This window comes from Alteraurantiacibacter lauratis (assembly GCF_037154155.1).
Taxonomy (GTDB): Bacteria; Pseudomonadota; Alphaproteobacteria; order Sphingomonadales; family Sphingomonadaceae; genus Alteraurantiacibacter; species Alteraurantiacibacter lauratis.
In genome coordinates this window covers 68562-81258 of the sequence record NZ_JBANRN010000007.1, presented here as the reverse complement: position 1 = coordinate 81258, position 12697 = coordinate 68562, and the positions used below count along the sequence as shown (strand labels likewise).

At 64.2% G+C, this 12697-nt stretch carries 9 protein-coding genes; 6 read left to right on the top strand and 3 right to left on the bottom strand.

The features are described from left to right. Positions 1 to 111 precede the first annotated feature (111 nt). The 6 genes from WFP39_RS08390 to WFP39_RS08365 all read left to right on the top strand — a co-directional run bounded on the left by WFP39_RS08390 (position 112) and on the right by WFP39_RS08365 (position 8509). Positions 112 to 843, top strand: coding sequence for a SapC family protein (locus WFP39_RS08390; protein ID WP_336918964.1), 732 nt, complete (start codon positions 112 to 114; stop codon positions 841 to 843). After that, on the top strand, positions 843 to 1874 hold the full coding sequence (locus WFP39_RS08385; protein ID WP_336918963.1) for a cupin-like domain-containing protein: 1032 nt from the start codon (positions 843 to 845) through the stop codon (positions 1872 to 1874). Before WFP39_RS08390 ends, WFP39_RS08385 begins: the two co-directional genes overlap by 1 nt. A gap of 19 nt (positions 1875 to 1893) precedes the next feature. Further along, complete coding sequence (locus WFP39_RS08380; protein WP_336918962.1) at positions 1894 to 3399, top strand: tryptophan halogenase family protein; 1506 nt, start codon at positions 1894 to 1896, stop codon at positions 3397 to 3399. 32 nt (positions 3400 to 3431) lie between these two features. Further along, complete coding sequence (locus WFP39_RS08375; RefSeq protein ID WP_336918960.1) at positions 3432 to 5519, top strand: alpha-glucuronidase family glycosyl hydrolase; 2088 nt, start codon at positions 3432 to 3434, stop codon at positions 5517 to 5519. A 69-nt stretch (positions 5520 to 5588) separates the two neighbouring features. Further along, positions 5589 to 6716, top strand: coding sequence for a LacI family DNA-binding transcriptional regulator (locus WFP39_RS08370; protein ID WP_336918959.1), 1128 nt, complete (start codon positions 5589 to 5591; stop codon positions 6714 to 6716). Continuing rightward, the gene (locus WFP39_RS08365; protein ID WP_336918958.1) at positions 6716 to 8509 is read left to right on the top strand and encodes an IlvD/Edd family dehydratase; all 1794 of its coding nucleotides are present in this window, start codon (positions 6716 to 6718) and stop codon (positions 8507 to 8509) included. Before WFP39_RS08370 ends, WFP39_RS08365 begins: the two co-directional genes overlap by 1 nt. Positions 8510 to 8573: 64 nt before the next feature. Here WFP39_RS08365 and WFP39_RS08360 read toward each other — a convergent pair whose 3' ends face one another. From WFP39_RS08360 to WFP39_RS08350, 3 genes are read right to left on the bottom strand one after another with little or no spacing between them, the layout of a single operon-like run. Then, on the bottom strand, positions 8574 to 9422 hold the full coding sequence (locus tag WFP39_RS08360; RefSeq protein WP_336918957.1) for an aldose 1-epimerase: 849 nt from the start codon (positions 9420 to 9422) through the stop codon (positions 8574 to 8576). A 2-nt stretch (positions 9423 to 9424) separates the two neighbouring features. Further along, on the bottom strand, positions 9425 to 10756 hold the full coding sequence (locus WFP39_RS08355) for a glycoside hydrolase 5 family protein (protein WP_336918955.1): 1332 nt from the start codon (positions 10754 to 10756) through the stop codon (positions 9425 to 9427). After that, positions 10753 to 12681, bottom strand: coding sequence for a sialate O-acetylesterase (locus WFP39_RS08350; protein WP_336918953.1), 1929 nt, complete (start codon positions 12679 to 12681; stop codon positions 10753 to 10755). Before WFP39_RS08350 ends, WFP39_RS08355 begins: the two co-directional genes overlap by 4 nt. Between the last annotated feature and the right edge of the window lie 16 nt (positions 12682 to 12697).

Here is a 12697-nt window from a genome sequence, read left to right as displayed (position 1 = left end):
TGCCTTCCGGGCCATTGCCGCAGGCGGCAATTTCCCGCACATTGGTTCAGGGTTGGTGCGAGCGAGGCTCCTGCATGGCCTGACATACCCTGACGACGAGTTGCAACTGGAATGACCCACGCCCTTCTCAACAATGTCGACCACCACGATCTGCGTGTGATCACGCGCGGCGCGGCGGAATATGGCGATGCGGTGCATCAGGTGCTGGTCTTCCCCACCGAATTCGAGGCCGCTGCGCGCGAATTTCCCATCCTGCTGCGCCACGATGCCGAAGGTCGCTTGCGTCCGGTGGCGCTTCTGGGGCTGGCGGATGGCGAGAATCTGTTTCTTGACCCCGCGCTTGGCTGGCAATCCCGCCATGTGCCGCTGGCGCTGCAACGCGGACCTTTCAGCATAGCTGCGCCCGAAGCCGAAGGCACGGAACCAATGATCCGCATCGACCTTGCCGATCCGCGCGTGTCTCGCTCGGAAGGCGAGGCGGTGTTTCTGCCGCATGGCGGGCAGACGCGCTATCTGGAGCACATCGGCAATGTGCTGCGTGCGATCTATCTCGGCCATGATCTGCTCGATCCCCTCGTGGAGGCACTGACCCGCGCGGACTTGCTGCGGCAGGTCAACCTCGAATTGTGCACGGCGGAGGACGAGATGATCGCCATATCCAACGCGGTGACGATCGACAGGGAGCGGTTGGCCGCGCTTTCAGGGTCCGAACTGGAAGCGCTGCATCGGCCCGGCTTCCTTCATTCGGCCTTCTTCATCGCTGCCTCGCTCGACAATCTGCAGCGCCTTGTCGATATGCGCAGCGCCCGCCGCGCGGCCCTTTTGGAGAAGGTGCCGGCCTGATGCCCGATTGGGGCATCCCGGTTCGCCGCCTGGCGGGAATTGCTCCCGATGCCATACCCTTTGCCGAACTGTTTGCCGCAGGACAGCCGGTGGTGCTCGAAGGTTTGGCGCGTGATTGGCCGCTTGTGCAAGCAGGGCTTGCAGGAGCGCGGGAGGCTGCCGCTTATCTGGCCGGGTTCAGCGGCGATGCGGCGGTAACGCTTTTCACCGCGCCACCCGAAACCGGCGGGCGCTTTCATTACACACCGGCAGTGGACGGCTTCAATTTCGATGCCACCCGTGCGTCGCTGCGCGACGTGCTGGCGCAATTGCTCGCCGGCCTGGACGATCCTTCCGCCCCCGCGCTCTATGTCGGCTCGACCGATCTTGACCGCTTCCTGCCGGGCTTCCGCGCCGAAAACGATCTGCCTCTGACGCATCCCGACTTTGCCGTGAAGCCGGTGCTGGCCAGCATCTGGATCGGCAACCGTACCACGGCAGCGGCGCATTACGACATCTCGAACAACATCGCGTGCTGCCTGGTGGGGCAGCGCCGCTTCACGCTGTTTCCACCCGATCAGGTGGCCAATCTCTATCCCGGCCCGTTGGAACCCACACCCGGCGGGCAAGTGGTGACGATGGTCGATTTCCGCAATCCCGATCTGGCCCGCTACCCGCGTTTTGCACGCGCGATGGAGGTGGCATTGGTGGCAGATCTGGAACCGGGCGATGTGCTCTATTATCCGGCCCTGTGGTGGCACCAGGTCGATGCGCTGGCTCCGTTCAATGCCATGGTCAATTACTGGTGGAACGCGGTACCCGCACATATCGACACTCCGCAGACAACCCTGCTGCACGCTCTCCTGTCCTTGCGCGACCGGCCCGCACACGAAAAGGCTGCGTGGCGCGAACTGTTTGAATATTATGTGTTTGGTGACGGCGATTTGGCAGCGGCGCATATCCCCGAATGCGCACGCGGGCCACTTGGGCCGATGACCGAGATGACCGCGCGGCGGCTCCGCGCGCAGGTGCTCCACCGGCTGAACCGGTAAGCAGAAGGGCAAGAGGACGATGGCAAGAAGGCCGGTCAAGCGGGTGGTGATTGCAGGAGGTGGCACGGCGGGCTGGTGCGTGGCGGCCATGCTGGCGAAGGCCGTGGGACCTTTGGTGCAGATCACGCTGGTGGAATCCGATGATATCGGGACAGTGGGCGTGGGCGAAAGCACGATCCCCACCGCGCGCCGGTTCCACGATCTGCTGGGCATTGACGAGCGGGAGTTCGTGCGTGCGACGCAGGCCAGTTTCAAGCTGGGCATCAGCTTTGAGAACTGGACGCGCGAGGGGGAAAGTTATTTCCATTCCTTTGGCACGGTGGGCCGGGGCACCTGGGCGGCGGATTTCCAGCATATGTGGTTGGAAGCGCGCGCGTTTGGCGTGGCCGGCGACATTGCCGAATACAGCCTCGAAACACAGGCGGCGCTGGCGATGAAATTTGCCGCGGGCGGTGATGCCAAGGGCGGGCCGGTGCTCAATTACGCCTACCATTTGGATGCAACCGCCTATGGCCAGTTCCTGCGTCGTTTTGCCCAGCCGCTTGGCGTGGAGCGGATCGAGGGCAAGATCCGATCCGTCCGGCTGGACGCGGAAAGCGGCGATATTGCCGCGCTCGACATGGAAGATGGCGCATCGGTCGAAGGCGATTTGTTCATCGATTGCACGGGTTTTCGCGGACTGCTGATCGAACAGGCTCTGCATACCGGCTACGAGGACTGGACACATTGGCTGGGCACCGATCGGGCGTTGGCGGTCCAGACCGAGGCATCCGGCCCTGCGCGCCCCTATACCCGCGCCATGGCGCACCGGGCGGGCTGGCAATGGCAGATCCCGCTGCAACACCGGGTGGGCAACGGGCTGGTCTATGCCAGCAGCCATTTGTCCGATGACGAGGCGCTCGCCATGCTGAAAGGGCGGCTGGACGGCCCGATGCTGACCGATCCGCGCCTTATCCGCTATGTTTCGGGCACGCGCCGCAAGAGCTGGAACCGCAATTGCGTGGCGATCGGCCTGTCGAGCGGATTTGTCGAGCCACTCGAATCCACATCGATCCATCTCATCATGATCGCTGTCACGCGGCTGGCACAATTGTTCCCGTTTGACGGGGTGAACGACGCGTTGCGCGACCGATACAACGATCTGTCGCGGCGCGAGCTGGAGGCGATCCGCGATTTCATCGTGCTGCATTACCACCTGAACAACCGCCAAGGGGAAAGCTTTTGGGATGCCTGCCGGACGATGGATATTCCCGAAAGCCTTGCCGCGCGCATCGCGCTGTTTCGCGACAGTGCCACCGCCTATCAGGCGAATGACGAACTGTTCCGCGTGGACAGCTGGGTGCAGGTGATGCTGGGGCAGGGTCTGATGCCGCAGGGGCGGCATGGTCTGGGCCGGATGATCGGCAAGGAGCGGCTCGCCGCGTCGCTGGCGGGATTGGCCGATGGTATAAATAACCATGTCGCGCGCCTGCCGGAACACCAGCAATTCCTTGATCGGTATTGTTCCGTGCCCGTGGCAGCTTGACTGGAAGCCCCCTTCTGGTAGCGCTAACACTCATGAGAGGAAAAAGCTGGAAAGCGCCATTCGCAGTTGTGGCTGCCGCGTTTCTCGCCTTGTTGCCGTCGCAAACGGCGCAGGCGGAGGATGGGTATGATCTGTGGCTGAGATATGCGCCGCTGGAAGGGGCAGCGCTGGAGCGGTTGCAGGCGTTCAATCCGGTGGTCCATTTCGACAGCGCAACGCCTGACAGCGAAACCACCGACATCGCAATTGCCGAACTGGAACGTGGACTTGCGTCCATGCTGGCCCGTCCTCTGGCAGATGATGGGCAAGGAAAGATCGCGCTTCATTGCGCTGATCCGGCCTTGCCTGCTGATGGCAGTTTCCGCCTCGCCGGTGCAGCAGACGCCGTGACGCTGCTGGCGGGTTCCGATCTGGGTTGCCTCTACGGCACCTACGCCCTGCTGCGCGAACTGGCGCAGGGCGCTGATCCGCGCAGCCTCAACATCGCCTCCGCTCCCGCCATGCCGCTGCGTATGCTCAACCACTGGGACAACCCGGATGGTCATGTCGAGCGCGGCTATGCCGGGCGTTCCATATTCGATTGGTGGCATCTGCCGCAGCGAATGGACGAGCGGATGATCGATTACGCGCGCGCCAATGCCAGCATCGGCATCAACGCGGTGGCGGTCAACAATGTCAATGCGCGTGCCTTCATGCTGGAGGCCCGCTATATCGAGAAGCTCGCGCGGCTGGCGGACGCCTGGCGGCCTTACGGCATCCGTGTGTTCCTGTCGGCCCGCTTCAGTGCCCCGCGCGACATTGGCGGATTGCCCACGGCGGACCCGCTCGACCCCGCCGTGCGCGCGTGGTGGAAAGCCAAGGCGGACGAGATTTACGCCGCCATTCCCGATTTTGGCGGCTTTCTGGTCAAGGCCAATTCCGAAGGCCAGCCCGGCCCGCAGGATTACGGCCGCACCCACGCCGACGGGGCGAACATGCTGGCCGAGGCGCTGGGCGAGCGGGGCACGGTGATCTGGCGCGCTTTCGTCTATTCCGAATTTGACGAGACCGACCGCCACGCGCAGGCCTATGCCGAGTTCGTGCCGCTCGATGGCCAGTTTGCCGAGAATGTCATCGTGCAGGTGAAGAACGGCGCAATCGATTTCCAGCCGCGCGAGCCGTTTCACCCTATGTTCGGCGCCATGCCCCATACCCGGCTGATGCTGGAGGCGCAGATTACCAAGGAATATCTGGGCTTTGCCAGCCACCTCGCCTTCCTTGCCCCGATGTGGGAGGAAGTGCTGAGGGCCGATACCGGCCATGGCGCGACCGTGGCAGAGGTAACCTCGCCTGTCGGCATGGCAGGGGTGGCCAATACCGGGTCGGACCGTAACTGGTCGGGTTCCGATTTCGATCAGGCCAATTGGTATGCTTTTGGCCGCTTGGCCTGGGACCCCACGCTTTCCAGCGAGACGATCGCGCGCGAATGGGCCGCGCAGACCTTCAGCCGCGCACCCGCCTTTCTCGATTCGGTTGTGCCAATGATGCTGGGCAGCCGCGAGGCGGTGGTGAATTACATGACGCCGCTGGGCCTCGCGCACCTGATGGGCACGGGCCACCATTACGGACCCGCGCCGTGGGTCTGCGACCTGGAGCGGCCCGAATGGAACCCGTGCTATTACCACCGCGCCGATGCAAACGGCATCGGGTTCGACCGCACGGAAAGCGGCACCAATGCCCTTGCGCAATACGCGCCCGCTATCGCCGCGCAATGGGCCGATCCTGCCAGCACGGATCCCATTTGGCTGCTCTGGTTCCACCGCGTCAGCTGGGATCACCCCATGCCGTCCGGGCGCAGCCTGTGGGCTGAACTGGTGCACCGTTATGACAGCGGGGTTGCCGCGGTCGATGCCATGGCAGACTCTTGGGCAAACCTTGCGCCTTTTGTCGATGCACGGCGCCACCGCGCGGTGACCGAAAACCTGGCGATTCAGGCAAACGAGGCCCGCTGGTGGCGCGATGCCAGCCTCGCCTATTGGCAATCGGTGAACGGGCGCGAATTGCCGGCCGGAACGCCGGCGCCGGCGCACACGCTGGATTACTACCGCTCGCTGACTTTCCCGGAAGCACCCGGAAATTGAGTTTGCGGCCAACTACGCTTGTGAACAGACGCTTGCGGGGCTGGGGATAGCAGGTCTATGGCAATAGTGATGACGCAAGAGGGGCAGACGGTAACCAAACGCAGGACGCGCGGTGCACGCCGCCACCTTGGCGCGCCCACCATTGCCGATGTCGCGCGCGAGGCGAATTGCTCCCCCATGACGGTCAGCCGCGTCATCAATTCCGAAGGCAATGTGCGCGATGCCACCCGCAACCAGGTGATGGCCGCGATTGCCAAGCTCAATTATTCCCCCAACCGCGCCGCGCGCAGCCTTGCAGGCGGGGAACAGGTGCGCATTGCCCTGCTGTTCGATAACCCCTCGGCCTCCTATCTCAGCGAGTTCCTGATGGGTGCATTGGAAGAGGCCAGCCGCCGCGATGTGCAGCTGGTGGTGCAATCGTGCGAGGATGTGTCCTCCGCCAAGCAATTGGTGCGCAATCTGGCCGAAGGCGGGATCCGCGGTTTCATCCTGCCACCGCCCTTGTGCGACGATCAGGACGTGCTCAACCTTGTGGCGGAACTGGATGCGATTGCCGTGGCGGTTGGGCCGGGCCGCGCCGCCGGATCGCAGGGCGCGGTGCTGATCGACGATTTCCAGGCTGCCTATGACATGACGATGCACATCATCGGCCTTGGCCATCGGCGCATTGGCTTCATCATCGGTAACCCGGAACAGGTCGCCGCCGACCGCCGCCTCAACGGCTATCTGGCCGCCTTGCGCGACTCCAAGATTGAGGTCGATGAGCAGCTGATTGTTCAGGGCCGCTTTACCTACCGTTCGGGCATGGACGGGGCAGAGAAACTGCTTTCGGTGGAGCCGCGGCCCACCGCCATCTTCGCCTCCAACGATGATATGGCTGCTGCCACGGTTGCCGTGGCGCATCGCCGCCATCTGGATGTGCCCAACGATATCACCGTGTGCGGGTTCGACGATACCGACATGGCCAGTTCGATCTGGCCCGAACTCACCACGATCCGCCAGCCCATCCGCGAGATGACCGCATGGGCCGTGGGCGCGATTACCCGGATGATCCGGGCCAAGCTGCACGGGGAGAAAGTGCGCCCCGAACAGGAAACCCTGCCCTATGTGCTGATCCGGCGCGAATCCGATGCCGCGCCGTCGCTCGCCCAGAGCCGCACACGAGGCCAAAGCCCCACGCGAGGGAAATCCAACTAATGCCTGCTGAAAATGGGAATGCGGGGCGCCGTCTGCGCAGCCGCGACTGGTTTGACAATCCTGCCCGCATGGACATGACCGCGCTCTATCTGGAGCGGTTCATGAATTACGGCGTCACGCCCGAAGAACTGCGTAGCGGCAAACCGATCATCGGCATCGCGCAAAGCGGCAGCGACCTGTCCCCCTGCAACCGCATCCATGTCGATCTGGCCAAGCGCACGCGCGATGGCATCCGCGATGCAGGCGGCATACCCATCGAATTTCCGGTGCACCCGATCTTCGAGAACTGCCGCCGTCCCACCGCCGCTCTTGATCGCAACCTCCTCTATCTGGGGCTGGTGGAACTGCTCAACGGCTATCCCCTCGACGGCGTGGTTCTGACCACCGGCTGCGACAAGACCACTCCCAGCCAGATCATGGCTGCATCGACCGTGGATATTCCCGCCATCGTGCTGTCGGGCGGGCCGATGCTCGACGGTTGGCATGAAGGCGAACTGGTGGGCAGCGGCACGGTGATCTGGCGCAGCCGCCGCAAGCTGGCGGCGGGCGAGATCGACGAGGAGGAATTCCTCGATCGCGCCACTTCCAGCGCACCATCCGCCGGGCATTGCAATTCGATGGGCACGGCCAGCACGATGAACGCCGTGGCCGAAGCGCTGGGTCTGTCGCTCACAGGCTGTGCGGCAATTCCCGCGCCTTACCGCGAGCGCGGACAGATGGCCTATCGCACCGGTGTGCGCATCGTCGAAATGGTGCACGAAGACCTGCGCCCGTCGAAAATCCTGACCCGCGAGGCTTTCGAAAACGCGGTGGCCGTCGTCAGCGCCTGCGGCGGGTCGAGCAATGCGCAGCCGCATATCCAGGCGATGGCCGCCCATGCCGGGGTCGATCTGCCGACCAGTGTGTGGCAAGATCACGGCTATGATCTGCCGCTGCTGCTCAATATGCAGCCGGCTGGCAAATATCTGGGCGAGCGCTTCCACCGCGCGGGCGGCGTTCCGGCGGTCATGTGGGAGTTGTTGCAAGCGGGCAAGCTCCACGCCGATTGCCTGACCTGCACCGGCCGGCCGATCGCGGAAAACCTGGAGGGGCGCGAAAGCACCGACCGCGAGATGATCCGCCCCTTTGCCGATCCGCTGATGGAAAAGGCGGGCTTCATGGTTCTGAAGGGGAATCTGTTCGATTTCGGTGTGCTGAAAACGTCGGTCATCTCGCCCGAATTTCGCGCCCGCTATCTCTCGCGCCCCGGTGCAGAAGGCATTTTCGAAGCGCGCGCCGTGGTGTTTGACGGGTCGGACGATTACCACCACCGGATCAACGATCCCGCGCTCAATATTGACGAGGATTGCATCCTGGTGATCCGTGGTTCGGGGGTGATCGGCTGGCCGGGCAGCGCCGAGGTGGTGAACATGCAGCCGCCCGATGCGATGATCCGGCGCGGTGTTTCGTGGCTTCCGACACTTGGCGACGGCCGGCAATCGGGCACCTCGGACAGCCCCTCCATCCTCAATGTCTCGCCCGAAAGCGCGGTGGGCGGCGGGCTGGCCTGGCTGCGTGATGGCGATATCATCCGCGTCGATCTGAACGAGGGCACTTGTAACGCGCTGGTGGACGAGGCCGAGATTGCCCGCCGTCTGGCGGAGGAGCCCGCGCCGCCGATTCTGCCGTCGAACACGCCGTGGGAAGAACTCTACCGCGAAAAGACCGGGCAACTGGGCGAAGGCGGGGTGATGGAATTCGCGCTGAAATACCGCGGCACTGCGCAAAAGGGCCTGCCGCGCCACAATCACTAGGGTGCGGTAAACATCTGGCTGAAAAAGCAAAGGGCGGGTCGTGAAACCCGCCCTTTCCGACTAGTCAGGAGGCGCTGATCGTCATTTCCAGCATGGCGCTGCATCCGGGCGGCAGATGCGTCATCTGGGCCGGGTTCTGATTCAACGCATCGGGTACATGGCTGACCGGCTCCAGACACAATTGTCCGCCGCCATTGAAGACATGCAGGCAGGGCGCGCCGCGAGCGGTGAGGGTGATGGTGCCCAGATTATCGGTGATGGTCGCGGCGGCATCCCAGCCGGTGTAGCAATGGTCGATCAGGCTATCGGGCAAGGTTGATCCGGCGGCGAAATCGGAAAAGCGCGCAGCGTCGGCAATCTCGCCCGAGGGGATCAGGTCGTCACCCACCAGCACCACGCCGGCAGAGGCAAAACGCACCAAACTTTCCGGCCGCCGACGGAAATAGGGGTGCAGGCCCAGCCCGCATGGCATCACCCGGTCCGACAGATTGGTCAGATCAAGCGAGATTGCCATGCCGCGCGGCCCCAGGCGGATACGCTGGCGCGCGTGATAGGCAAAGGGCCATCCCGCCCTGCCATCGTGGCTGTGCTCCAGCGTGCATTTGAACGCGGCCTGCGCCGTCACCTGCCACGGCTGCTCCCAGCCTATGCCGTGCAGCGCACATTCCTCTGGCGGGAAATTGCGCGGCAACTGCACCTTCGCTCCGTCATGCCTGAAGCGTGCACCGGCAATGCGGTTGGCGAAAGGCACGAGCGGGAAACATCCGCTTTCCAGCGGATTGGCGGAACCTTCGGGCAGCGGGCGCAGCACATCCACGCCAGCGCGGCGCAGGAAGGCGATCAGTCCCCCCGCTTGCGGAAGCACACCGGCTTCCCATCCATCCGTGGTCAGTTCCACCATATCAGCAGTCACATTCAGCCTTTCGCCTTGGCGGCATGGGCGCGCACCGCCTGCAACATGGCCGCATCGGTATCGAACAGGCCATACCAGCCCTGCGGTTCGTGCGGCGGATCGCCCATATAGGCAAGATCACCATCGCGGAAAGCATAGTCGGGATGCGCGGCGCGCGCTTCCCCGTTCCACGCCCAGAAATTACTGCCCTGAACGGGGCCGTCATTCGCCCAGCTTTCCTCCACCGCGTCATAGATGGTCTGGTAATAGAGCTGGCGAAAATCGGTGCTGGCGGCAGGATCGTATGATTCCCGGTCGCGCGGGAAGCCGAATTCCTCGATCACCAATGGTTTGTCCAGCGTGCGCGCGATGTCGGCGTGCGTGGTCAGGTAATCGACCACTTTCGCGCGCCCATCGGGCCAGGTGCCGGGCAGATCGTCCCCTTTTACCCAGCCCCAGTTGAGCGGCCAGATATGTGCGGTGAGGTAATCGACTTCGTTATGCGCATCGGCCACCAACACGGCATCGCCATTGGTCGCCTGCGTGCCTTCCTGCCCCAGGCTGACCAGATGGTTGGCGTCCAGCGACCGGATCAGCGCCGCGCTTTCGGAAATCCAGCGCAGATAGGACTCGCGGTTGGCGGCAATGGCGGCGTCGCTGCCGCCGGGGCGCGGTTCATTGGCCAATTGCCAGCTCATGATCGCGGGATCGTCGGCATAGGGCAAGCCGGTGACGGTGTTGGTGCGCGACACCAGACTGGTCAAATGCGCATGATACAGCTCCACCGCCTCGCGGTTGGCATAGAACTGCGCCGTGGAATCGGCAAAGGCGGGCCAGGGATGCGCCGGATCGCCCATGTCCATGTGGCTGCCCGTGACCCGCGCCAGCAAGGTTTGCAGCCCGCCCGACCATTCCCAGAAATTGGACAGCACCAGCACCGCCGTCATTCCGCGCCGGGCAATTTCAGCCATGGCGAAATCCAGCCCTTCGAGCAGGGGGGTATTCGTGCTGCCATCGGCCCGCGTCATGCCCGGCTTGATCGCGTTCTTGAGCGGGCCTTCCTCGGCTGCGGCCATAATACGCAGGTTGTTGAGGCCAAGCTTGGCCAGCCGGTCCAGCTCGCGCAGCAGGCGCGGGCGGTTGCCGTATTCGGCATCCGCGCCCAGCCATGCCGCATACCACATATTCGCGCCCACCACCCGGAAAGGCGCGCCCCCGCGCAGCAATTGCTGGCCTCGGCGGGTGATGAAGGCAGGCGCAGCTCCTTCCGCCGCCCCAGTCGCGCATCCGCCGAGCCAGATCGAGGCAAGGCCGGCAGCGCTTCCTGCCATCAAGCTGCGGCGATCGATCCTCATTGTGCGATTTCCAGCTCGAAACCCGGCACGGGCAAATCGCGCCCGTCATACAGATTGATCACGGGCGCATCCGCCCAGCCGTGGCGCACGCGTGTCGCCGGTCGCCCATCCGCTGCGATGAGCATTTTGTCGCCCCACAGCGCAGGCAACAAAAAGCGGCAGCTGTCCTGCGTATCGCCGCACAATTCCACGCCCAGCGCATAGGGGCCGCCATAAGCGGTCAGCCCGCCTTCCACGCCGCTGAAGGTGACCGTGATCGTGTCGCCTTCGCGCGATGCGCTGACGGGTTGGGGCAGAGCCACGCCCTGCGCCGCCATGGCAAGGCGGAGGCCCAGAACATTCTTGTTGGCGGGGTGGATGTCGCTCGGCTCGCCAATGTCGATGGCGGTGACCAGCGCGGCATTGGCATCGGCCACCACGCCCTGGCGCTGCTCCTCGCGCAATTCGCCCCAGCCTGAGGCCACCGGCACGCTTACCCGGCGGCCGTAATCGGCCAGTTGCACTACCAGCATCCGTGCCTGTTCACCAAATTGCGCGCGCCATCCGGCAAACAGATGGGTGAGGCGTGTTGCGTAGCCGGCCTGCCCCACATCGCTTTCACCCTGATACCAGGCCACGCCTGCCAATCGCATACCGCCCAGCGGGGCAATCATGGCGTTGTGCATCACGCCAAAGCCGGCAATTGCATCCCAGGGTGCGCGCGGCGGCATCTGGCTGATGGCACCTACCGCATATTCCCAGTCCGCGCCCAGCGGAATCGGGGCGCCACCCGCCGGGGTAATATGCAGCCGCTCCGGCCCGCCGAAGAAGCCACCGGTATCCCAATTGTTGCTGGCGGCAATCAGGACGGTGTTTTCCCCTTCCCGCAGATATTCGCGCGGCACCCGGTAATTGCGTTCGACGCCCCAGCCGAAGGTGTAGCCGACCGGATTGCCGTTCACCCAGGTGAGGTCGAGATCGTCAATCGCGCCAATTGCCAGCATGGCATCGCCCGCCGCCGCCTGCTCGGCCGTGAGGGTGAAGGTCTGGCGCAGCCACACATTTGCCGCAGGCTGCGTGTCAAGGCCGGTGCCCGTCCAGCTGTTCCAGAAGGAAAATTGCGGGATCGGCTTCCACGCAAGGCTATCGGGATTGGTCCACGGCTCGTTCCCGTTGTCGCCTGCGCGCCACCAGTCATACCATTGCGGCACAAAAGCCTGCGCGGCAGCCAGAGGATCGCGCGAATAGAGCTGCAACAGCTCGGCCGCCTGTTCGCCATACAGGTCGCGCACCGCCGCCGGGCTCAGCCAGGCGCTGGAGGCCGACCCGCCCCAGTTGGAATGGATCAGGCCCACCGGCACGCCAAGATCCGCGCGCAACTGCTTGCCCATGAAGAAACACGCGGCGGAAAACGGCTCCACCGTCTCGGCCGTGGCAGCCTGCCATTCGACGGGCGCGCCAAAGGCGTCCTGTTCGGTCGCGGCGGTGAATTGCGGCACCTTGAGCAAGCGCATCAAGGGGTCGGCGGCGCGGCGCAGCTCGCTTCCGGTGTTAAGCGCGCGCGCAACGGGCAGTTCCATGTTCGACTGACCCGAACACAGCCAGACATCGCCGATCAAAAGGTCGTGCAGCACCGTTTCGCCGGTGGAATCGGCAAGGCGCAGCGTCAGCGGTTCTGCCGCAGCATCGCGCGCGGCGAAGGTCAGGCGGAAGCGGCCTTGCGCATCGGTGCGGGTGGTGCTGCGTTCTGTGCCAAGCGTGCCGGTAACTTCCGCGCCCGGCTCTGCGCGACCTTCGATGACGATGGGCTGTCCCCGCTGGAGCACCATGTGATCGCCATAAGCGGCGCCGGGCTGCGGGGCGGCCTGCACTGCCAGCGATGACGCCGCTGTCAGCAGAGCGGCAAGAACGGATGCGCGGAAAAGCGGTTTGGTGCCTGCGGCCATTTTCACTCCTGTCCCG